Annotated in this window: 21 protein-coding genes; 18 read left to right on the top strand and 3 right to left on the bottom strand. The window is 57.4% G+C overall.

Going from position 1 to position 22,826, the window contains the following annotated elements; genetic code table 11:
* Positions 1 to 40: 40 nt before the first annotated feature.
* The 8 genes from HMPREF9623_RS05040 (at position 41) to HMPREF9623_RS05005 (ending at position 11,514) form a co-directional block, all read left to right on the top strand.
* Complete coding sequence (locus HMPREF9623_RS05040; protein ID WP_009532819.1) at positions 41 to 1,282, top strand: galactokinase; 1,242 nt, start codon at positions 41 to 43, stop codon at positions 1,280 to 1,282.
* Positions 1,283 to 1,502: 220 nt separating this feature from the next.
* Entirely contained in the window at positions 1,503 to 2,813 is a 1,311-nt protein-coding gene (locus tag HMPREF9623_RS05035) for a substrate-binding domain-containing protein (RefSeq protein WP_009532818.1), read from the top strand.
* A gap of 71 nt (positions 2,814 to 2,884) precedes the next feature.
* The gene (locus HMPREF9623_RS05030; protein ID WP_009532817.1) at positions 2,885 to 4,393 is read left to right on the top strand and encodes a sugar ABC transporter ATP-binding protein; all 1,509 of its coding nucleotides are present in this window, start codon (positions 2,885 to 2,887) and stop codon (positions 4,391 to 4,393) included.
* A 15-nt stretch (positions 4,394 to 4,408) separates the two neighbouring features.
* On the top strand, positions 4,409 to 6,091 hold the full coding sequence (locus HMPREF9623_RS05025; protein ID WP_009532816.1) for a galactose/methyl galactoside ABC transporter permease MglC: 1,683 nt from the start codon (positions 4,409 to 4,411) through the stop codon (positions 6,089 to 6,091).
* 88 nt (positions 6,092 to 6,179) lie between these two features.
* Entirely contained in the window at positions 6,180 to 7,784 is a 1,605-nt protein-coding gene (locus HMPREF9623_RS05020; RefSeq protein ID WP_009532815.1) for a response regulator, read from the top strand.
* Entirely contained in the window at positions 7,781 to 9,571 is a 1,791-nt protein-coding gene (locus HMPREF9623_RS05015; RefSeq protein ID WP_009532814.1) for a cache domain-containing sensor histidine kinase, read from the top strand. Before HMPREF9623_RS05020 ends, HMPREF9623_RS05015 begins: the two co-directional genes overlap by 4 nt.
* Entirely contained in the window at positions 9,568 to 10,476 is a 909-nt protein-coding gene (locus HMPREF9623_RS05010; RefSeq protein WP_009532813.1) for a substrate-binding domain-containing protein, read from the top strand. The genes HMPREF9623_RS05015 and HMPREF9623_RS05010 overlap by 4 nt, the downstream gene beginning before the upstream one ends.
* A gap of 12 nt (positions 10,477 to 10,488) precedes the next feature.
* Positions 10,489 to 11,514, top strand: a complete 1,026-nt coding sequence (locus HMPREF9623_RS05005) for a galactose ABC transporter substrate-binding protein (protein ID WP_009532812.1) — start codon at positions 10,489 to 10,491, stop codon at positions 11,512 to 11,514.
* Here the strand turns inward: HMPREF9623_RS05005 and HMPREF9623_RS05000 are convergent.
* From HMPREF9623_RS05000 to HMPREF9623_RS04990, 3 genes are all read right to left on the bottom strand, one after another.
* Positions 11,448 to 12,032, bottom strand: coding sequence for a DUF6553 family protein (locus HMPREF9623_RS05000; protein ID WP_009532811.1), 585 nt, complete (start codon positions 12,030 to 12,032; stop codon positions 11,448 to 11,450). The genes HMPREF9623_RS05005 and HMPREF9623_RS05000 overlap by 67 nt on opposite strands.
* Before the next feature lie 119 nt (positions 12,033 to 12,151).
* Complete coding sequence (locus tag HMPREF9623_RS04995) at positions 12,152 to 12,709, bottom strand: NADH peroxidase (RefSeq protein WP_009532810.1); 558 nt, start codon at positions 12,707 to 12,709, stop codon at positions 12,152 to 12,154.
* 92 nt (positions 12,710 to 12,801) lie between these two features.
* On the bottom strand, positions 12,802 to 13,230 hold the full coding sequence (locus HMPREF9623_RS04990) for a Fur family transcriptional regulator (RefSeq protein ID WP_009532809.1): 429 nt from the start codon (positions 13,228 to 13,230) through the stop codon (positions 12,802 to 12,804).
* 165 nt (positions 13,231 to 13,395) lie between these two features.
* Here HMPREF9623_RS04990 and HMPREF9623_RS04985 point away from each other — a divergent pair, with 165 nt between their 5' ends.
* The 10 genes from HMPREF9623_RS04985 (at position 13,396) to HMPREF9623_RS04940 (ending at position 22,817) form a co-directional block, all read left to right on the top strand.
* Positions 13,396 to 14,109 carry a S1 RNA-binding domain-containing protein gene (locus HMPREF9623_RS04985; protein ID WP_009532808.1) on the top strand — a complete coding sequence of 238 codons (714 nt, stop codon included), beginning with the start codon at positions 13,396 to 13,398 and terminating at the stop codon, positions 14,107 to 14,109.
* Positions 14,110 to 14,197: 88 nt separating this feature from the next.
* Positions 14,198 to 15,604 carry an aminopeptidase gene (locus HMPREF9623_RS04980; protein ID WP_009532807.1) on the top strand — a complete coding sequence of 469 codons (1,407 nt, stop codon included), beginning with the start codon at positions 14,198 to 14,200 and terminating at the stop codon, positions 15,602 to 15,604.
* 42 nt (positions 15,605 to 15,646) lie between these two features.
* The gene (gene tig, locus HMPREF9623_RS04975; RefSeq protein WP_009532806.1) at positions 15,647 to 16,858 is read left to right on the top strand and encodes a trigger factor; all 1,212 of its coding nucleotides are present in this window, start codon (positions 15,647 to 15,649) and stop codon (positions 16,856 to 16,858) included.
* Between the two features lie 6 nt (positions 16,859 to 16,864).
* Positions 16,865 to 17,677 (top strand): Cof-type HAD-IIB family hydrolase, encoded by an 813-nt coding sequence (locus HMPREF9623_RS04970; protein WP_009532805.1) that lies wholly within the window; start codon positions 16,865 to 16,867, stop codon positions 17,675 to 17,677.
* A 7-nt stretch (positions 17,678 to 17,684) separates the two neighbouring features.
* On the top strand, positions 17,685 to 18,347 hold the full coding sequence (cysE, locus tag HMPREF9623_RS04965) for a serine O-acetyltransferase (protein ID WP_009532804.1): 663 nt from the start codon (positions 17,685 to 17,687) through the stop codon (positions 18,345 to 18,347).
* A complete protein-coding gene (locus tag HMPREF9623_RS04960; RefSeq protein WP_009532803.1) occupies positions 18,337 to 18,648 on the top strand; it encodes a GIY-YIG nuclease family protein in 312 nt (103 codons plus the stop codon). The genes cysE and HMPREF9623_RS04960 overlap by 11 nt, the downstream gene beginning before the upstream one ends.
* A complete protein-coding gene (locus HMPREF9623_RS04955; protein ID WP_009532802.1) occupies positions 18,632 to 19,306 on the top strand; it encodes an RluA family pseudouridine synthase in 675 nt (224 codons plus the stop codon). Before HMPREF9623_RS04960 ends, HMPREF9623_RS04955 begins: the two co-directional genes overlap by 17 nt.
* Positions 19,307 to 19,429: 123 nt before the next feature.
* Positions 19,430 to 19,792: a hypothetical protein gene (locus tag HMPREF9623_RS04950; RefSeq protein ID WP_009532801.1), complete on the top strand. Its 363-nt coding sequence runs from the start codon at positions 19,430 to 19,432 to the stop codon at positions 19,790 to 19,792.
* A 229-nt stretch (positions 19,793 to 20,021) separates the two neighbouring features.
* Positions 20,022 to 21,170, top strand: a complete 1,149-nt coding sequence (locus HMPREF9623_RS04945) for a sodium ion-translocating decarboxylase subunit beta (protein ID WP_009532800.1) — start codon at positions 20,022 to 20,024, stop codon at positions 21,168 to 21,170.
* Positions 21,171 to 21,524: 354 nt separating this feature from the next.
* Positions 21,525 to 22,817, top strand: coding sequence for an O-acetylhomoserine aminocarboxypropyltransferase/cysteine synthase family protein (locus HMPREF9623_RS04940; protein WP_009532798.1), 1,293 nt, complete (start codon positions 21,525 to 21,527; stop codon positions 22,815 to 22,817).
* Positions 22,818 to 22,826: the final 9 nt, after the last annotated feature.

Here is a 22,826-nt window from a genome sequence, read left to right as displayed (position 1 = left end):
GGGAACAGTATCGCGAGATTAACCCAAGGGGGATAGGACTATGAACGGGACAAAACCGGATTTGGAAGCGCTCTACGGCGAGGAGAGCGCGCGGGCAAAAAAACGCTATGAGCATCTGCGAGAAAAGTACACGGAGGAATTCGGCGCGGCGGAGCTTCGCTTCTTTTCTTCGCCCGGCAGAACGGAGATTATCGGCAATCACACGGACCATAACGGCGGCAAAATTCTGGCGGGCAGCATTACGCTCGACACCGTTTGCGCAGCCGCACCGACCGACGACGGCGTCATCACGATTGTGAGCGAGGGCTACCGCCCGGTCTCGGTCAACACCAAGGTACTTGCGGAGACCGCGAAGGAGGACGGCTCGAAGTCGCTGGTCGCGGGCATCGCAGAGGCGGCGGAGCAGTTCGGCTACAAGGTCGGCGGTTTCCGCGCCTATGTGACGAGCGAGGTCATTGCGGCGGCCGGTGTCTCGAGCTCGGCTTCGTTTGAGATGCTGGTCTGCACCATTCTGAATGCCTTCTACAATGACGGCAAGATGAGCATCGCGGACTATGCGCGCATGGGCCAGTACGCCGAGAACCACTGGTGGAACAAAGCTTCCGGCCTCATGGACCAGATGGCCTGCGCGGCGGGCGGCGTGATTTTTCTCGACTTTTCGGAGGGGGTCCGCTATGAGACCATTGATTTCTCGTTTGAGAAGTACGGTCTGGATCTCTTCATTGTAAATACAGGCAAGGGACATGCGGATCTGACCGAGGAGTACTCGGCAATTCCGCGGGAGATGTATGCGGTCGCGGAGAAGCTCGGCGAGAGCCGCCTTGCCGATGTGCGGGAGCTGATCTTGCTCACGACACTTTCCGGTGTCCGCGAAAAACTCGGCAACGACAGAGCGCTGCTCCGCGCCCTGCACTTCTTCGAGGAAGAAAAGCGCGTCGATGAGGCGCGGGAGGCGGTTACGGACGGCGACAGCGATAAACTCTTGCGGCTCATGGGAGAGAGCGGCAAGTCCTCCTACGAATGGCTGCAAAACGCCTACTGTACTGAGAATCCGAAGGAGCAGCCGATTCCGCTGGCGCTCTGCCTGACCGAGCTCTTCTTAAAGCGCTGCGCGCGCGGCACCTGCCGTATCCACGGCGGCGGCTTTGCGGGCGTGATCATGGCGATTTTGCCGCGCGAAGAGCGGGAAGATTACACGGCGTTCCTCTCGCAGTACTTCGGCAAAGAGAATATCTACCGCATGGGCCTCAGACGTTTCGGTGCGGTTGAGGTCGACTTCTGAGCGCAGTGCACAAAAATAAATTGAACTAACTGTGAAATATGCACAATAATCTTGCGGCGTTCCGGAGGGCCATACGGATGCTTGCAAGATTTTTGCGGGAGAGAATAGGATTTTCTAGAGATAGTATAGAAAATCCTATTTTTTTTTGTGCTTTCACTTGGTATTCTTTACTCATCAACGGGAGCGCGGAGAACGCATCCGAAACGAGGAGGAGTCAGATATGAAGAAGGCAATTAGCATCATCGCAGCTGTGGCGATGGCTACCACAATGCTGGCAGCTTGCGGCGGCGGCAGCAAGAGCGAGAGCAGCAGCGCGGCGAGCACGGCAGCGGCAGGTAGCGAGAGCTCTGCAAGCGGCAATATGACCGCAGTCGCAAACAAGGATAAGCCCCTGGTCTGGTACAACCGCCAGCCCTCGAACAGCTCCACCGGCGAACTGGACAAGGATGCGCTGCACTACAACGACAAGACCTACTATGTCGGCTTCGACGCAAATCAGGGCGCTGAGCTGCAGGGTCAGATGATTGTCGACTACATCAAGAAGCACGCGGCCGAGATCGACAAGAACGGCGACGGCACGATCGGTTATGTCCTTGCCATTGGGGACATCGGCCACAACGACTCGATCGCTCGTACGAGAGGTGTCAGAAAGGCACTTGGCACGGCGGTTGAGAAGGACGGCGCAATCGATTCCACGCCGGCAGGTACGAACGTCGACGGCACCGCTACGGTAGTCAAGGACGGCGAGCTTGAAGTCGACGGCAAGACCTACAAGGTCAGAGAGCTGGCTTCGCAGGAGATGAAGAACGCGGCGGGCGCAACCTGGGACGCTGCAACGGCAGGCAACGGCATCAGCACCTGGGCTTCCTCCTTCGGCGATCAGATTGACATTGTCGCTTCGAACAACGACGGCATGGGCATGTCGATGTTCAACGCTTGGTCCAAGGAGAACAAGGTTCCGACCTTCGGTTACGACGCAAACTCCGACGCAGTTGCTGCGATTCCGGAGGGCTACGGCGGCACGATCAGCCAGCACGCGGACGTGCAGGCTTACCTGACCCTGAGAGTGCTGAGAAACCTGCTCGACGGCGTGGATGTCGACACGGGCATCGGCACCGCGGATGAGGCGGGCAATGTTCTCACCGCAGCAGACTACAAGTATGTGCCGGAAGACAGATCCTACTACGCTCTGAACCTTGCAGTGACCGCAGACAACTATCAGGACTTCACGGATGCAACCAAGGCTTATGCACCGGTCGCAAACAAGCTCGACGCTTCGAAGCATGCATCGAAGAAGGTGTGGCTCAACACCTACAATGCGGCAGATAACTTCCTTGGCTCTACCTACAAGCCCTTGCTGAAGAACTATGCAGAGCTGCTGAACCTGAATGTCGACTATGTGGACGGCGACGGACAGACTGAGTCCAACATCACGAACCGCCTCGGCAACCCGAGCCAGTATGATGCATTCGCAATCAACATGGTGAAGACGGACAATGCAGCTTCCTACACCGCAATTCTGAACCAGTAATCGAAGCTTGTATTTTGGGGGTATCGGGGGGCAAACCTGATACCCCTGTTCTATTTCTTGGGAGAAGAACCATGTCAGATCAGAAAGAAGATATCATTTTATCCATACACGGTATGTCAAAGTCCTTCGGCAGAAACCGCGTGCTGGATCACATCGACCTCGATTTGAGGCGGGGCTCCGTCATGGGTCTCATGGGGGAGAACGGTGCCGGAAAGTCCACGATGATGAAGTGCCTCTTCGGAACCTATCAGAAGGACGAGGGCGAGATTATCCTCGACGGCCATGAGGTCTCGTTCTCCGGACCGAAGGATGCGCTGGAGAACGGAATTGCCATGGTTCATCAGGAGCTGAATCAGTGCCTGGAGCGCTCGGTCGTGGACAATCTGTTCCTCGGGCGCTATCCGGTGAACGGCGCGGGCATCGTCGACGAGGCGCGCATGAAGAAAGAGGCCGCAGAGCTCTTCCGCAGCCTCGGCATGACCGTGAATCTGACGCAGCCGATGCGGAACATGTCTGTCTCACAGCGGCAGATGTGCGAAATCGCGAAGGCAATTTCCTATCACTCGAAGATTATCGTGCTGGATGAGCCAACCTCCTCGCTCACCGAGCCCGAGGTCAGAAAACTGTTCACGATGATGCGGAAGCTCCGGGATCAGGGCATCTCCCTCATCTACATCTCTCACAAGATGGATGAGATTTTTGAGATCTGCGATCAGGTCTCGGTGCTCCGGGACGGCAAGCTGGTCATGACGAAGGACACTTCGGAGACGAACCTCGACGAGCTGATTGCAGCGATGGTCGGCCGCTCGCTCGAGAACCGCTTCCCGCCGGTCGACAATACGCCGGGCAACGACATTCTCTCGATTCAGCATCTCTCGACCAAGTTTGAGCCGCACATCCAGGATGTGACCTTCAATGTGCGCGAGGGCGAGATTTTCGGTCTCTACGGCCTGGTCGGCGCGGGCAGAACAGAGCTCCTCGAGACCATCTTCGGCATTCGCACCCGCGCGGCGGGACGCGTCTACTATGACGGCGAGCTCATGAACTTCAATTCGGCGAAGGAGGCCATGGAGCACGGCTTCGCGTTAATCACCGAGGAGAGAAAGGCAAACGGTCTCTTCCTCAAGGGAAATCTGACCTTTAATACGACCATTGCAAATCTGAAGCACTATAAGAACGGACCGGCGCTCTCGGATCAGAAGATGGTGAAGGCGACTTCGAAGCAGCTCACGACCATGCACACGAAGTGCATGGGGCCGGAGGATCTGATTTCGAGCCTCTCGGGCGGCAACCAGCAGAAGGTCATCTTCGGCAAGTGGCTCGAGCGGGAGCCGAATGTCTTTATGATGGACGAGCCGACCCGCGGCATCGATGTCGGCGCGAAGTATGAGATTTATGAACTCATCATCCGCATGGCAAAAGAGGGCAAGACCATCATCGTGGTCTCCTCGGAGATGCCGGAGATTCTGGGAATCACGAACCGGATCGGTGTGATGTCGAACGGCTACCTGTCCGGCATTGTCGAGACCAAGGAGACCAATCAGGAAGAGTTGTTGCGTCTCAGCGCAAAGTACCTGTAAAGTGAGGGGAGAGTTATGAGTCAGTTAGGAACAGAGAAGAGCGCTCTGCAGCACGCAGAGGAGGAGGCAAAACTCCTCGCGCCGATTCGCGCCCACATTGGAGAGATTCAGGCGAAGATCGATGTGCTCCGGAAGGACGGCAGCGATCAGGTACAGAAGCTGAAGAACCGCATTCAGCTCTTAAAAGAAGATAAGCACATCAAGAAAGAGAAGAAGGATGCGCTGATTGCCGAGAGTAACGCGGCTCTCTCGGCGGCACAGGCTGTCGAGAGCAAGAACCAGGCCGAAGTCGCCGGGCTCGTCGCCGAGGCGGAGAGCTACTTAAAGGAGCACTACGAGAAGGATTACTTCGGCCCGGTCAGCGAGAACTGCAAGAAAGACCGCGAGAGCGCAAAACAGCGCTACCAGGCGCGGGTCGCGGAGCTCGGCAAGGAGCACGAGCAGGAAGTGCAGCGCCTCCGGAAGGAGAACGCGCCGGATCTGCAGCAGGAGCTGAAGGACGAGAACTATGTCTATAAGAACAAGCTCTTTGACGCGAAGGTGACCTACGAGCAGGAGCTCCAGGCCATCAAGGACAGACGCCACGAGGCGTTCGCCGAGCAGTATCATATGATCGACTTGCTCCGCATGTCCCGCTTCACCTTTGCGCAGGAGCAGGCGCAGCGCATCGAGAACTACAAGTACACCTTTAATCAGCGGCAGTTCCTCTTAAAGAACGGTCTCTACATTGTCATCGTGATGATTTTCATCGCGCTCAGCATTGTGACCCCGATTGTGAAGAACACGCAGCTCTTTACCTACAATAACATCCTGAACATTCTGCAGCAGGCGTCTCCGCGTATGTTCCTCGCGCTCGGCGTTGCGGGTCTGATTCTCCTGACCGGTACCGATCTCTCGATCGGTCGTATGACAGGTATGGGCATGGTCGCGGCGACCATCATCATGCACAAGGGCGTCAACACCGGTGCGGTCTTCGGTAAGATTTTTGACTTTACTTCCCTGCCCTATGCGGGAAGAGCGATTTTCGCACTGCTGGTCTGCATTGTTCTGACTACCTGCTTCACCTCGGTTGCCGGCTTCTTCACGGCGCGCTTCAAGATGCACCCGTTCATCTCGACCATGTCGAACATGCTGATTATATTCGGTCTCGTGACCTATGCGACCAAGGGCGTGTCCTTCGGTGCAATCGAGCCGGGCATCGCTTCGATGATCGTCCCGAAGGTCAACGGCTTCCCGCTCATCATTCTCTGGGCGGTTGCGGCAATCGTGATTGTCTGGTTCATCTGGAACAAGACCCGCTTCGGCAAAAACCTCTACGCAGTCGGCGGCAACCCGGAGGCGGCTTCGGTCTCCGGTATCTCGGTCTTCGCCGTGACCATGGGCGCCTTCATGATGGCGGGTGTGCTCTACGGCTTCGGCGCATGGCTTGAGTGCGCACGCATGGTGGGTTCCGGTTCGGCGGCTTACGGCCAGGGCTGGGACATGGACGCAATCGCGGCCTGCGTGGTCGGCGGTGTCTCCTTCACCGGCGGTATCGGTAAGATTTCCGGCGTCGTGGTCGGTGTGCTGATCTTCACGGCACTCACCTATTCGCTGACCATTCTCGGTATCGACACGAACCTCCAGTTCGTCTTCGAGGGCATCATCATCCTGACGGCTGTCACCTTGGACTGCTTAAAGTACGTCCAGAAGAAGTAAGGCTTCCCGTCGGACGGAAAGAGCCCGCATATGCTATACTGAAACCGCAGCTTACGCTGCGGTTTTTTTGAATTCGGGAGGAAAGACTATGCCCTATTCCTGCATGCTGGTGGACGATGAGGAAGATGTGATCAATGCGATACGGCGCACCATAGACTGGGAGAGTCTCGGTTTCTCCGTGCCGACGGAGGCACATAACGGACTCGAGGCACTCGAGTTCGCGGAGGATAGCGCACCGGATGTCGTGCTGACCGACATCAAGATGCCGTATATGGACGGTCTGGAGCTCGCGCATCGCTTAAAGGAGCTCTATCCGAACATCCGCATTGTCGTCTTTTCCGGCTTCGATGAGTTTGAATACGCGCGCGAGGCGCTGCGCCTCGAGGCGGAAGAATATATTTTGAAACCCATTCACGCGGCGGAGCTGTCAAAGCTCTTTCTCCGAATCCGGGAGCGGCTCGACGCCGAGCGGGCGGAGCGGCAAAATGTGGAGCAGCTCCGCGCCTATTATGAGAAGAGCCTGCCCCGTCTGCAGGAGAGTTTTTTTGTGTCTCTCCTGGACGGAAAAATTCCGGAGGAGGAGCTCATGCGCCAGGCAGAGGACTACCAGCTAAGTTTCGAGGAAGCGCCCTATGTGGCAGCGGTAATTCACACGGGGAGCGCGGGACTGCCGGCCGGTGTCAGCGCGGTGCTCCTCGCGGCCTCGGTCCGAAAGCTCGCGGAGGAGAAGCTCGGCGAGAAATTTTCGGCGCGTTTTTTCGGCTATCTCGGCAACACGGTCATGCTGGTCTCGCTCGGTGAGGCAGGGCAGCTCCGCTTCCTGACCGACGCCTGTGACAAGTTCTGTCGTCTGGCGGCCGCAAAGCTCGGCGCGACAGTCACCGTCGGCATCGGAAAAGCCTGCGGAGAGCTCTCGAAACTCAGGGATTCCTACACCGGTGCCAGAAGTGCGCTCTCGTACCGCATGATTTACGGGACGGGGAAGGCCATCAGCATTTCGGAGATTGCGCCGCAGGAGAAGAACGGAACCGAGCTCTCGGAGCAGGCATCCATGCAGGACATTTTCCGGAAGATGCGCATGGAGAAAGCGGAGGAATTAAGCGCTGCGATTGCGCGCTACATGGCGGACAACGCAGCCGCCCAGGGCTCGGTGCAGGAGTACCGCTTTTTTGTGATGGGGACAGCCGGGGAGCTGTACCGCTTTGCAAAGGACAATGAGCTTAGCACCGAGGAGATATTCGGCGACAACGACGCGATGTACCGGATATTACAGCAGTTGGAACCCGGGGAACTCACGAGCTGGATGGACGGGGTCTGCCGGAAAATGCGGGAGATGATACAGCATAAGCGCGCGGACAGCGCGCGCTCCTTTGCGGCCCGCGCGATTGACCATGTGAACGAGCACTATGCCGACGGTGATCTCACGGTCGATGCGATGTGCTCCTACCTGAATGTGAGCGCCGCCTATTTTTCGACTGTCTTTAAGCGGGAGACCGGCAAGACCTTTGTGCAGTATCTGACCGACCTCCGCATGGAAAAGGCAGTGAAACTTCTGCTCTCGACCAATGAGAAGACCTATATGATTGCGCGGAAGGTCGGCTATGCCGATCCGAACTATTTCAGCTATGTCTTCAAAAAACAGTTCGGTATGTCACCGAGCAAATATAAGGACAGCCGCGAGGCGGCGCAATGAGACTGCCGGAAATTTTCACGCTGCCGCGGTCCATTCGGTTCATTATTGTCGTCGCCTTTACGGCGGTCTCTGTCAGCATCACTGGGCTGCTCGGCGTGGGGCTGTATCGCATTTTTGCGCGCCATACCGAACAACTCCTCACCGAGAGCAGCGCACAGCTCCTGCACCGGGTTTCGGAAAATCTGGGCGACTATCTAAAGAATATGCGCGCGCTCTCGGACGCGATTTACTATGCCTCGATTAAGAGCAAGGACTTTGCCGTGGACAATACGAACCGCGAGATGGAGCTGCTCTACGAGGCAAACCGCGACGATTTGATCAGCCTTGCACTCTACCGGCGGGACGGGACGCTCCTCGGCGCGGCGCCGGTCGCAGTGCAGAAACAGGATGTCGATGTGCGGCAGCAGGCCTGGTTTCAGAGTGCGGCGGCAAAGGTCGAAAATCTGCATTTTTCAACGCCGCATGTGCAGGATCTCTTTGACGATCCGAGCTACCGCTATCACTGGGTCATCTCGCTGAGCCGCGCGGTCGAGTTAAACGAGGGCGGCCAGAGCAGCGAGGGCATATTGCTGGTCGACATGAACTATAAGAGTGTCGCGGACATGCTGGACGATGTGAACCAGGACAGCGCGGGGCGCTATGTCTACCTCTGTGACAGCCGCGGAGACATCATTTACCATCCGCGCCGCATGCAGATTGACGCGGGGCTTGTATCAGAGAACAATCTCACGGAGGCCGGATACGCGGACGGCGCCCACCGGGAGTATTTTCAGGGAGAGCGGCGGGAGGTCGTCGTCGAGACGGTGAGCTACACCGGCTGGAAGCTGATCAGTGTGATTCCAGGCACTTACTTTGCGCTTGGCCTCTTAAATGCGAGACAACTGGCGCTCGCCTTCGTGCTGCTCACAGCGGCGGCGCTCGCGCTTGTGAACCGCCTCATGGCAGCTCAGGTTTCCAAGCCGCTGATTCGGCTGAACGAGTCCATCCGGAAACTGGAGCTCGGGCAGGACAGCAAAATCTATGTCGGCGGCAGCGCGGAAGTGCGGCATCTCGGGCGCACATTGCAGTCCTATGTGCGGGAGATTCAGCTCCTCATGCGGGACATTGTGCGCGAGCAGGAGGAGAAGCGAAAGAGTGAGCTCGATGCGCTCCAGTCGCAGATTAACCCACACTTTCTGTATAACACCTTGGACTCGATCGTCTGGATGATTGAGGGGCAGCGCTACGACGACGCGGTTGTCATGATTACCGAGCTCGCGAGCCTGTTTCGCATCAGTTTAAGCGGCGGCAAGACCATCATTTCGATGGAGGCGGAGCTTCGGCACGCGGAAAATTATATGAATATCCAGAAAGTCCGCTTTAAGAACAGCTTCCGCGTGCGCTACGAGATCGATCCGGAAGTGCGGAATTACTGTACGGTAAAACTGATACTCCAGCCGATTCTGGAGAACGCGATTTACTACGGCGTGAAGGGCATGGAGGAGGAGGGCGAAATTCTGCTCCGCGCGGAACTGCGGGACGGCGAACTTCTGCTCACAGTGCGGGACAACGGGTTCGGCATTCCGGAAGAGGAAGTTCCGCTTCTTTTGCGGGAAGGCGAGCGGCGACCGAGCCGGGGCTCCGGCGTGGGACTTTTGAATGTGCAGCGCCGTATTCAGCTCCGCTTCGGGGAGCACTACGGCCTTGCAATCGAGAGCGAGCCGGATGAGGGGACCGAAGTGCGCATATGCTTACCGGCCGTTCCCTACAATGAAGAGAACAGACAGCGTCTGGAGGAGGGAAGATGAGGCGGCACATCATGCTCGGCGCAGTGACAATCGCAGCGACGGCGCTTGCACTGCTGCTTGTCCTGCAGACGACCAGGCAGACAGAGCCGCAGCGCGCTCGAATCGCCGTTCTCACGCGGCGCGATGTGGATGTCAGCGATGCGGCGCTCTTTGCGGGCATGGAGAAAGCTGCGGAGGACAGCAAAGTGATTCTGAACTATGTCGTGGTGCCGCCGACAGCGACACTCGCAGAAGAAAAGCTGCTCGCCGAGCAGGAGATTGCGGACGGCGCGAGAGCGGTGCTTCTTGAGCCGGTTTCGACGGCGGGGAGCGGCAAAATGGCGGAGGAACTGTCCCAGCGCGCAGCCGTGGTGCTGCTCGGCGAGCGCGCCGACACGGAGGCCGCCGGGCACTTCGGCAGTGTGAGCGCCGACAATTACGCAATCGGCGTGGCGCTCGGCAAGGAGATAGCCGAGCTTCTGCCGGACGGCGGCCGGATTGCGCTGTTGCCGGAGAGCGACGAGCAGGGCTCGATTGCGGCGCGGAGACAGGGGATTCGGGAGGCGCTCCGCGGGAGTGCCGTTCAGGTACAGGAGGAGACGCAGGGCGTAGCGCTTCTTGTGGGACTCGAGGACAGCGCGCTGACTGCGGCGGCGGAGAGCGCGGCGGCGGAAGAGAAGCGGCCGCTGGTGGTCGGCGTCGGGAATTCCAACCGGAATATCTACGCGCTGGACCGGGGCGACATCGCCGATATGATCGTGATCAACGAATTCAACATGGGCTATCTCGCGGTTGCCGAGGCAAAGAAAAAACTCTCGAGCGGGCTCCGGGAAATGGAGCAGCTGAGAGTCGGCGATACGCTGGTCGCGAGGGATACCATGTTCAGCGCAGAAAATCAGAAATTACTCTTTCCGCTGGTGCGGTGAAAGCGAGGCGAGATGCAAAAGCGAATACTGCGCGTGCTGTCACTGCTGCTCACGCTCGTGCTGCTCACGGGCTGTACAGCGCAGCGCGCGCGCAGCAAAAAGAAAGTGCGGATCGGCGTGAGTGTCTATGACAGCTATGATACCTTTATCGCGGAGTTGACCGGGGCCTTCCGGGAGAACGCCGCGCTGCAGCAGGGGAGTGTGCAGATTGAGATGAGCGATGCCGCGCGGAGTCAGGAACTGCAGGACAAGGCCGTGCGGCAGATGCTCGACAACGGCTGCGACATCATCTGTGTGAACCTGGTAGACCGGACGGCGCCCGGAAAAATCATCGATATGGCAAAGAAGAAGGATGTCCCTATCATCTTCTTTAACCGGGAGCTGGTCGAAGAGGATCTGGAGCGCTGGAATAAGCTCTACTATGTCGGCGCCGATGCGAGGGAGTCCGGCGTGATTCAGGGGAGGCTTGCGGCCGCCTATCTGAAGGCGCACCCCGAGGCGGACCGGAACCGAGACGGTGTGATTCAATATGTGGTACTCGAGGGGGAGGCGGGCCATCAGGACGCGATTCTCCGGACCGAGTATGCGACCTCAACCCTCCGGGATGAGGGCATCGCGCTCGAAAAACTCGGCTATGCGCTCGCAAACTGGAACCGCCTGCAGGCGCAGACGCAGGTGCGGCAGCTGCTCACGAGCTACGGCAGCCGGATTGAGCTGATTCTTGCGAACAATGACGACATGGCGCTCGGCGCGCTGGATGCCTATCGGGAGAGCGCTGTCACGCCCCCGCCCGTCTTCGGCATCGACGGCACGAATCCGGGGCTCACGGCAGTGCGAGAGGGGAGCCTGACCGGCACCGTCAGAAACGACAGCGAGGGACAGGCAAAGGCCATGCTTGCCCTCGCGCTCTCGCTCTCAACCGGCGGGAAGTGCGAGTATCCGCTCACGGAGGGGCGGTATATCCGTCTGCCTTATGAGCCGATTACGGCGGCAAGCCTCTCTTCCATGACAGAGAGAAGCGGCGCGGTTTCCCGCTGAAGTGAAAAGCGCGCGGGCAGCTCGCGGAAGAGCTGCCGCACTTCGCCGCGGATGCGATCGGCGGTCATCTCGTCGCTCATCGGGAGCAGACCGAAGACGCGCGTGCGGTAGGCAGGATCGCGGAGACAGGTGCGAAACAGCGTGTCGGCAAAATCGGCCCATTCGGCCCGTAAGAGCGCCGGATAGGCGGGATTGTTTGAGAACGGTTCTATGAGAAAGTCGGGGAGCAGAAGTGCTGCGAAAGTGCGCAGCACTTCTGCTTTTTGCTTGCCGCGCGACAAAAAGCCGCTGTCCCGCTGAAAGGTGACGCGGAGAGACAGAAAGGCGGCGAGAAAGGCATCGGTCGCGTGCGGTCGCGCGGGGTGGGCGCCGAAACGCGCGTGCAGAAGTTTTTTGAGCAGCGCACAGAGAACTTTTTCGTTCTCCGGGCGAGGGAGCTCCTGTTCCGCGTGCTCCAAAAACCGCAGCCGCTCGCCGGCACTTGGCAGCGCATAATAGTCTTTTACAAAATCGTCCATACCAAACCTCCTGTTGCAGTTTCTACCGGAAGCGTAACAAAAAACAGGAAAATCCGCAAAGAAAAAAGGCTGTGAGAACCCATGGAGGAAGGTTCTCACAGCCTTTCGGAAGAGAAAAATTACTTCTCCTCGCCGAAATATCTCTTCAGCAGACCCTGGAAAGCTCTGCCGTGTCTCGCCTCGTCGCGCGCCATCTCGTGAACGCTGTCGTGAATCGCGTCGAGGTTCTGCTTCTTTGCCAGCGTAGCAAGGTCAACCTTACCCTGGGTTGCGCCGAACTCCGCAGCGACTCTCATCTCGAGGTTCTTCTTCGTCGAAGAGGTCACGACCTCGCCGAGCATCTCGGCGAAACGGGAAGCGTGATCCGCCTCCTCAAGAGCCGCTCTTCTCCAGTACTCGCCGATTTCCGGATAGCCCTCGCGGAATGCGACGCGGCTCATTGCGAGATACATGCCGACCTCGGAGCACTCGCCCTCGAAGTTCGCGCGAAGACCTGCCTTAATCTCCTCATCGACATCCTTGGCAATGCCGACCTGGTGCTCGGCAGCCCAGACCATGTTGCCGTCTTCCTTGACTTCCTCGAACTTGCTCGCGGGAGCCTTGCACTGCGGACAGGCCTCCGGCGGATTCTGTCCCTCAAAAATGTAACCGCAAACTGTACATCTCCACTGCTTCATAATCGTATTCTCCTTTTCTATAGTGTTGTATTGCATTGCCTGACATTTTCAAAAACAATCTCTTCCGGCGAACCGGAAGAGACCGCGCGGACTCAGAGAGGAGCCGCGACTTGTTCCCGGGAGACCGCCTTCTTTGCCGCCTCTTCACAGCTGCGGCAAATACCGTAAAATACGAGGGCGTGGCACTCAACCGTTCCGATGCCTGTCTGTTCCGCGAGCGCATTCAGGGTGTGATCGGTCTCCAGCGGGAGATCGACAACACTGCCGCAGTGCTTGCAGACGAAGTGACAGTGATCGGAGGTATCGAAGTCATAATGCTCTGTGCCGCCTTCGCAGTGAATCTTTCGAATCTGCCCAAGTTCCGCGAGCAGGTTCAGATTGCGGTAGACGGTGCCGAGGCTGATGCGGGGATATTCCTTCCGGAGATCCCGATAAATCATGTCCGCCGTCGGGTGATCCAGACGGGCGGAGAGATTGCCGAGGATGGCGTCTCGCTGTCGACTGTGCTTTCGTACTTTCATAGCGCCTCCATCAGTAATAGGAACTGTTACTAGTATAGCAGTGAATTTGCATCTGTCAAGCATAAGTCGGGCACAAATTGAACTATTGCTTTCAGACCGGCGGGAAATGTGATATACTTGTCAGCAAATAACGGCCTTTTGGCTGGATTCGGGGGAGGTACCACAGTGGCAGAAGAGAGCATGAAGGATTTCGAGCAGGAAATTAACGAATCGTTCAAGACCGCAAAGAAAGTTGAAAATGAGGACGGCGGCAAGTGGGAGCATCTGCAGAGCCTTGTCGAGAGCAAGGAGCAGTTCGATGTCAAGATCATCGAAGCTGTGAAGGGAGGCTGCATCGCATATCTCGAGGATACGCGCGCATTCATCCCGGCAAGCCAGCTCTCCTCGAGCTATGTTGAGAAGCTCGAGGACTACGCAAACAAGCACATCACGGTTGTCGTGATTACGGCAGACCCGGAGAAGAAGCGCCTTGTCCTTTCTCACCGCGCGATTGAGCAGGAGGAGAAGGAGAAGGAGAAGGCTGCACGCCTCGCCGAGCTCAAGGTCGGCGATGTGCTGGACGGCAAGGTCGAGTCTCTGAAGGACTACGGCGCATTCATCGATCTCGGCGGTGCGACGGGTCTCCTGCACGTCTCGCAGATTTCGAGAAAGAGAGTCAAGACACCGGCAGATGTCCTCAAGGAGGGCCAAGAAGTCAAGGTCAAGATCATTAAGATCGGCGACGGCAAGATTTCCCTTTCCATGCGGGCACTCGAGGAGCCGGACGATCATTTCAGCGGCAGAAACAACACGCTCGAGGAGACCGGCGGCTTCAAGTACGAGGAGAAGACCCGCGCGACGACCAACCTCGGCGATCTGCTGAAGAACATCAAGCTTTGAGTTATACCCGATTTTGGGAATGAGAAACCGTCAGCTTAGGCTGCCGGTTTTTCATATCATAAAACAAAATAGCGGAAAGGAGCACGAAATGGCAGAGAAGGAACTGAGCAAGGGCAAGCAGCTGGAGAAGGAGCTCTGCTGGGAGTATCCGAACATCGCAAAGAAGGCACCTGAGCAGCGGGAAAAGGCGCACGAATTTGCAAAGGGCTATATGGAGTTTCTCGGTGCCTGCAAGACGGAGCGCGAGTGCGTGAACTACGCGGAGAAGCTTCTGCTGGAGGCCGGCTACGAGCGTTTCGATTCCAAGAAGAAGTACAAGGCAGGCGACAAGGTCTTCTCGACCAACCGCGGTAAGGCAATGGCAATCACGGTCTTCGGCAAGAAGTCGATTGCGGAGGGCGTCCGGATTAACGGCGCGCACATTGATTCCCCGCGCATCGATCTGAGACCGAACCCGCTCTATGAGTCGAATGACATTGCACTGTTTAAGACCCATTACTACGGCGGCATCAAGAAGTACCAGTGGGGCACCATTCCGCTCGCGATGCACGGCGTTGTCGTGAAGAAGGACGGCACGACGGTCGAAATCACGATCGGTGAGGATCCGAGCGATCCGGTTCTTTACATCACCGATTTGCTGATTCACCTCGCGAAGCAGCAGATGCAGAGAACGCTCTCCGAGGGACTGCGCGCGGAGGAGCTGAACATTGTACTCGGCACGACGCCCTATCCGGACGACAGTGTGAAGGAACCGTTCCGCCTCGAAGTGCTCCGCTATCTGAATGAAAAGTACGGCATTACCGAGCGCGATTTCGCACGGGCGGAGATTGAATTTGTACCGGCGGACAAGCCGCGCGACATCGGCTTTGACCGCTCGCTGATCGGCGGCTACGGTCAGGACGACAGAGTCTGCGCATATGCGGCGCTGCGGGCACAGCTCGACACCGTAAATCCGGAGTACACGACCGTCACAATTCTCACCGACAAAGAGGAAATCGGTTCCTGCGGCACCACCGGTTCCAAGTCGAATTTCCTCTATGATTACATCTGCTATCTCGCGCAGATGGAGGGTGTCGACGCGAAGGATGTCTTTGCCAAGTCCGCTTGCCTCTCGGCCGATGTGAACGGCGCGTACGACCCGACCTTTGCCGATGCGTTTGAGGCAAAGAACTCGAGCTACTTGAACCGCGGCGTGGTGCTCACGAAGTACACGGGTTCTGGCGGCAAGTTCGGCGCGAGCGATGCGAGCGCGGAGTTCATGGCAAAAGTGATTGATATCATGGACAAGAACGGCGTATACTGGCAAATCGGTGAGCTCGGCAAGCTGGATCTCGGCGGCGGCGGCACGATTGCCGGCGATGTGGCACGTCTCAATGTCGATGTCGTGGATCTCGGCGTTGCGGTGCTCTCGATGCACTCGCCGTTTGAAGTGACGAGCAAGCTGGATAATTACAATATGTACCTCGCATTCAAAGCGTTCTACCCGGAGGCATAAACGCCTCTGCGAGGAAAGAATCAAAAAAAAGGAGTTATAAGAATGAGATTTTCACCGAAAAAGTTGCTGCTGATGACCGGTCTTACGGCGATGGCAATTTCGTTTGCGGCCTGCGGCAAGAAGGATGCGGCTAAGAGCTCGGACGGCAGCGCGGCTGCGGAGAGCACAACCGCAGCCGACGCAAACCTCCCGAAGGAGCCGAAGAACTTCGGTAAGGTTACGCTTGGCAAGTACGAGGGCGTTGAGATCAAGACCCACGATGTCAGCGTATCCGACGAGGAAGTCGAGAGCTACATTCAGAATGTGCTTGAGAACAGCCAGAACCTGACCGAGGTGGATCGCCCGGCGGCTTCCGGCGATACCGTCAACATTGACTACGAGGGCAAGAAGGACGGCGTTGCATTTGACGGCGGCACGGCGAAGGGACAGAACCTGGAACTCGGCAGCCACAGCTTCATTGACGGCTTCGAGGACGGCCTGATCGGCGCGGCGAAGGGCGAGAAGAGAACCTTAAACCTCACCTTCCCGGCGGACTACGGCAACAAGGATCTCGCGGGTCAGGCGGTTACCTTTGATGTCACGGTGAATTCGGTGCAGGAGAAGTCGAAGCCCGAGCTGAACGACGAGTGGGTTGCGAAGACCACGAACAATGCGCAGACCACGGTGGATCAGTACCGCGAGGAGGTGAAGAAGCAGCTGCTTTCGCAGAAGGAAAAGAACGAGAAGAACCAGGAGCTCACGTCGGCGCTGGATGCTGTCATGGCTTCCTCCACGTTTGAGGTCAGCGATGAGGCGAAGAAGTACGAGACCGAGCTGCAGAAGGATCGCATGAACAAGCAGCTCCAGCAGTACGGCCTTACGCTCGAGAGCTACCTGCAGATGACTTCGATGACGCAGGAGAACTACGACCAGCAGATGCAGGCGGCTGGCGAGAATGTCGCGAAGGTCAAGCTGATGGTTGATGCAATCGCGAAGAAAGAGAAGCTGAAGCTGAACGACGAGGCGTATAAGGCGCTTGAGGACAGCTATGGTTACTCGAAGGATATGCTGGTCTCGATTCTCGGCAAGGAGCAGGTCGATCTGCAGGCGAGAGAGTTGCAGGTCGCGAACTTCATCCTCGACAAGGCGACCAAGGTCCCGGCAGGCGCGGATGACACGCAGGCGGCATCCGCCGGGGAATCCGCAGGTGAGACAACGGGCGAGACAGCGGCGAGCGAGGGCAGCGCGGCTGCAGAGAGCACGACTCAGCCGTAAGCGTTCATGAATCAAAAATTATTTTTCTTCGATGTCGACGGAACTCTGGTCGACGACAAGAGCAAGGAGATCCCGCAGAGCGCAGTGACAGCTATCCGGTCACTGCGTGAGGCGGGACATCTTGTTTATTTGAATTCCGGTCGCACGCGCTGTCTTCTGACACATGAGATGGAACAGTTCGGCATCTCCTGCGCTGTCTGCGGCTGCGGGACAGAGATCATTGCGGACGGAGCGGTGCTCCTCGAGCGGCGCATTTCCCGCGCGCGAGGGATAGAGCTTCGGAAACTTCTGACAGAGTTAAAGCTCGACGCTGTACTGGAGGCGCAGGAGGCTGTCTATTTTTCAAACCGCCCGTTTGAAAATGAGGCGCTCATGGAGAAGTTGCTCGCGTTTGTCGGTAGCTACGCGAAGACCGAGGTCAATGCGCTGACGGACAACACCTTTTTGTTCGACAAGTTTTGCGTGCAGACTGTGCCCGGCGGGGAGAAAGATCCCCGCATCGAGACGCTGCTGCAAGCCACGCCGGACTTTGAGGGGATTGCGCGCGGCAGAGGGTTTTACGAGTTTGTGCCGAAGGGCTTTACCAAGGGCAAGGCGGTCAATTTTCTGATGGAGCGCTTTTCGATTGCGGCAGAGGATTGCTATGTCTTCGGCGACAGCATGAACGATCTCACGATGTTTCAGAGTAACGCCGCGCATCGCATCGCGATGGGCGAGCACGACAGAGAATTGGAAGCGTATGCGAGCTATATTGCGGATACCGTCCGGGCGGACGGCATCGCAAAGGCGCTTCGCGCGCTCCACGTATTGGAGAGGTAAGGGAGTTATGCTGCTTCGCGATATCATTGCGGATGTCCGCGCAGCGCAGGACAGAGATCCGGCGGCGCGCAGTTTTCTGGAGGTGCTGCTTCTGTATCAGGGGGTGCATGCGCTGATTGCCTACCGCATTGCGCACTGGTTCTGGAAACACAAGCACTATTTCATTGCGCGTTTCATTTCCCAGTTTTCGCGCTTCATGACGCTGATTGAGATTCATCCGGGGGCAAGGCTCGGCAAGGGCATCCTGATTGATCACGGAACCGGTGTCGTAATCGGCGAGACGGCGGAAGTCGGCGACAACTGCACGATTTACCAGGGCGTGACGCTCGGCGGTGTCGGCACGAAAAAGGGCAAGCGCCACCCGACCATCGGCAACAATGTGACCATCGGTGCGGGCGCCAAAATTCTGGGCTCCTTTGAAGTCGGCGACAACTGCAAGATTGCGGCAAATGCTGTGCTTTTAAAGCCTCTGCAGGCGGATTCGACGGCAGTCGGCATTCCGGCGCGCCCGGTGCGAATCGGCGGCAAGGCGGTCGAGAAGAAGGCACATGCCTACAGCGCAGATCTCGGGGAATTGCAGGAGAAGGTCGAGAGCATGCAACAGCAGATTGACGCCCTGGAGCAGGAGCTCGCGGAGAGCAAAGAGGAGAGCCGCAAGCGTGGCGCCTGAAAAGAATACCGCAGAGGAGGAGACAGCGTATGTCTACCTCCTCCTCTGCGGTGACGGGACTTACTACTGCGGCTATACGGTGGATATGGAGCGGCGGCTGGCGGCACATCGCGCCGGAAAGGGCGCAAAGTATACGCGCGGTCGCGGACTGCTGACCCTTGTCTATCTGGAGCGCCTGCCAAACAAGCGGGCGGCACTCTGTCGGGAGGCGGCGCTGAAACGCTTGCCGCGGAGCAGGAAGGAAGCCTTGTTGCAAAGTCCCGGGAATCTGGCAGGAGGAGAGAATGGAAATCATCTATGAGGACGCCGAAGTGCTGGTCGCGATAAAGCCCGCCGGCGTGGAGAGCGAGGAAGCGCGCGGTCTGGAGCCGGATATGGTGAATCTGGTGCGAAAGCACCTCGCTGTCGGCGGCAAGGGTATCCCCTATGTGGGACTGATACGCCGTCTCGATAAGCCTGTCACGGGGCTCATGCTCTTTGGCAAGACGCCGGCTGCGGCGGCTGCGCTCTCGAAGGAACTGAAGGCACAGAAGACGGAAAAGCGCTACAGGGCGATAGTGCTCGGCAAACCGGCCGAAAAAGCGGGGAGTTTTACGGACTGGATTTTGCAGGATAAGAAGGCGAATCTGAGCCGTATTGTCCCGGCGGGCACGGCGGAGGCGAAGGAAGCGCGGCTTCGCTACAGGGTTCTCCGGAGTAAATTCGTTGCCGGCAAACAGGTGACGGAAGTGGAGATTGAACTGTTGACCGGAAGGCGGCACCAGGTGCGGGTGCAGTTTGCGGCGCACGGCCTCCCGCTCATCGGCGACCGGAAGTACGGCAGCACGATAGCGAAACAGGAGACGCTGTTTTGCTACGGCGGACTCTGCCTGGCGGCGACCGGACTCAGCTTTACACAGCCCAAAACGAGAAAAAAACTGAGCTTTACGATAGAGCCTCCCTTCAAAATAGCTCCTTGAAAAAGTTCAATAAATTCGCTATTATGATACTATAAAGGTGTATTAATGAAAGCAATAGAATCGCCGTCTGCTGTGAACCCTTCCCGAAAGCGGGATATGACATAGAGTGTCAGGAGGAAGCGTATGCATAGAAGAGAAAAGGATGGGTTACGGAGGTTCCTTCTGGAATTAAAAGAAGAGCGACTTGCGGTGGCAGAGGCGGCGCACAGCGGGGCGTCCTGCGACATCGGGCACATCAAAGAGCTGCGTGAGGTTTTAAAGCAAATCAAAGATGTCGGCGAGCACAAGTTTGAGGCGTGTCCGGAATCGGAGCGCTACCTCAATGCGGCGGATCACACCGAAGAGGAACTCGCGGTCATGGAGGACTCGGTCGATTTACTCGACGAAGCGAGTCATCTCGCAGCGGCGGGAGCGGGAAACGAAAACCTCTTTGAGATCAATGAGCTTCTCATGGAGGTCACGGAGAATCTCTGGGCGTTGCTCTAAACTTTGTTTTTTCTTGACAATTAAAAGTGCTACGCGTATGATATTCGCGTAAGAGGGAGTAGCTGGCAGTGCAGAGCACAGCAACCGGAGGCGACATACCCGATGCGAGAGCGTCCGAATCCGGTTAAGGAAAAACCGATGGCAAGACTCTTACCACAGATTAAGCTGTGGTAAGAGTCTTTTTTTGTTGGCTCTGCGGCACAGCGGGAACAGAAAAGGAGAAGAAAGTATGGATTTTTTACTCGAAGGCATCCGGGCTGTCACCTGGCAACAGCTTGTCATGTATGTGGTCGGTATCGTCCTCATCTGGCTCGCAATCAACAAGGAGTATGAGCCGTCGCTCTTACTGCCCATGGGCTTCGGCGCGATTATGGTGAACCTGCCGATGAGCGGTGTTTTGGATCAGCTCGTTCAGGGCAAGGTCCCGGCGGCCGGTATCATTCAGTGGCTCTACAAAGTCGGTATTGAGTCCTCGGAGATGATGCCGCTGTTACTCTTCATCGGCATCGGCGCGATGATTGACTTCGGGCCGCTCCTAAGCCAGCCGTTCTATTTTCTCTTCGGCGCAGCAGCGCAGTTCGGCATCTTTGCGGTCATCTTCGTGGCAGCGCTCCTCGGCTTTGATTTAAAGGATGCGGCTTCGATCGGCATCATCGGCGCGGCGGACGGTCCCACCTCAATTCTGGTCTCGCAGGTGTTGAATTCCGCCTATATCGGGCCGATTGCGGTCGCGGCCTATTCCTACATGGCGCTCGTGCCGATTATCCAGCCCTTTGCGATCAAGCTGGTCACGACGAAAAAAGAGCGCCGGATTCGCATGAGCTATAACGCGAAGGCAATTCCGAAGTTCACCCGGATTGCGTTCCCGATTGCGGTCACCATGATTGTCGGCTTCATCTCCCCGCAGTCGGTCGCACTGGTCGGCTTCCTGATGTTCGGCAACCTCCTCCGCGAGTGCGGCGTTCTGAATACACTCAGCCAGACCGCACAGGATCAGCTGGTCAATCTGATTACACTCCTCCTCGGTATCACGATTTCGTTCAGCATGCGGGCGGAGCAGTTCGTGAATTTACAGACACTCATGATACTGGCGCTCGGTCTTGTCGCCTTTGTCTTTGACACGATGGCGGGTGTGCTCTTTGCAAAACTTGTCAATGTGGTGCTCGCGATTCTTCATAAGCCCCTTATCAATCCGATGATCGGCGGCTGCGGCATCTCGGCGTTCCCGATGTCGTCCCGCGTCGTGCAGAAGCTCGCAAACGAGGAGCAGAAGGGCAACATTATTCTGATGCAGGCGGCGGGTACCAATGTCGCGGGTCAGGTCGCGTCCGTCATTGCGGGCGGTCTCGTGATCAGCATTGTGTCCCAGTACCTCTAAAGAAAAGAGGAGGAGAAGAAAATGAATACAGCGGAAATCGCACTGGAAATTATGGGCAAGGGCATGGGCGGTCTCTTTGTCGCAGCGACTGTGATGATGCTCGCGGTTGCCCTGCTGCAGCGGCTCACAAAGCGCTGAAACGAAGGGCGGCAGCGCAGCGCAGTAGGCAGCCGAGATATCAAGAAAAGTAATGACTGCGTATAAGAAAGCTATGGCGCCGGAATCATTGACAGCAAAGATAGAATCCCCTATAATCCGAACATACCTAGTGAGTTTGAGGGAAGAAACAGAGAGAACAAACCCTCAGTTTGAAGAGAGAAAACCCGAGCGGTTCGGGTTCATGGAGGAATAGAAATGAGCGAGCAGAGAAAGTACAAGTTTGAGACCCTTCAGTTGCATGTCGGCCAGGAGAGCCCGGATCCGGCGACCGATTCGAGAGCCGTTCCGATTTACCAGACCACTTCTTACGTGTTCCGCAATTCGCAGCACGCGGCAGACCGCTTCGGTCTGAGAGACGCCGGCAACATCTACGGCAGACTCACGAACACCACGCAGGATGTCTTTGAGAAGAGAATCGCAGCGCTCGAGGGCGGCTCCGCGGCACTCGCGGTCGCATCCGGTGCGGCGGCAATTACCTACACCATTCAGGCACTCGCACAGGCCGGTGACCACATTGTCGCACAGAAGACCATCTACGGCGGCACCTACAACCTCCTCGCACACACGCTGAAGCAGTACGGCGTCGAGACCACCTTTGTCGATGCGCACAAGCTCGATGAGGTCGAGAACGCAATTCGCCCGAACACCAAGGCAGTCTACCTCGAGACCCTCGGCAACCCGAACTCCGATATCCCGGACATCGACGCGATTGCGGCGATCGCGCATAAGCACGGTCTGCCGGTTGTCGTGGACAACACCTTCGGCACGCCCTACCTGATTCGCCCGTTCGAGCACGGCGCGGACATTGTGGTTCACTCCGCAACGAAGTTCATCGGCGGCCACGGCACCACGCTCGGCGGCATCATTGTGGACGGCGGCAGCTATGACTGGAAGAAGAGCGGCAAGTTCCCGAACATTGCGGATCCGAACCCGAGCTACCACGGCGCATCCTTCGCGGATGTCGCGGGTCCGGCAGCGTTTGTCACCTACATCCGCGCAATCCTGCTCCGCGATGAGGGCGGTGCCATCTCCCCGTTCAACGCCTTCCTGCTCCTGCAGGGCACCGAGACCCTGTCGCTCCGCGTGGAGCGCCATGTCGAGAACGCGCTGAAGGTTGTCGAGTTCCTGTCGAAGCACCCGCAGGTTGAGAAGGTGAATCACCCGTCCCTCGCAGATCACCCGGACCACGCGCTCTATCAGAAGTACTTCCCGAACGGCGGCGCGTCCATCTTCACCTTCAACATCAAGGGCGGCCAGAAGGAGGCGTTTGCCTTCATCGACAACCTGAAGATTTTCTCCCTGCTCGCAAACGTCGCAGACGTGAAGAGCCTGGTGATTCACCCGGCGACCACGACCCACTCGCAGCTCAGCGACGCAGAGCTTGTCGAGCAGGGCATTCAGCAGAACACGATTCGCCTCTCGATCGGAACCGAGAACATCGACGATATCCTCGCAGACCTCGAGGGAGGCTTTGCGGCAGCGAAGTAAAACAAGTGA

Origin of the sequence: Stomatobaculum longum, from assembly GCA_000242235.1 — a bacterium.
Taxonomy (GTDB): Bacteria; Bacillota; Clostridia; order Lachnospirales; family Lachnospiraceae; genus Moryella; species Moryella longum.
This window is presented reverse-complemented; position numbering and strand designations above follow the sequence as displayed.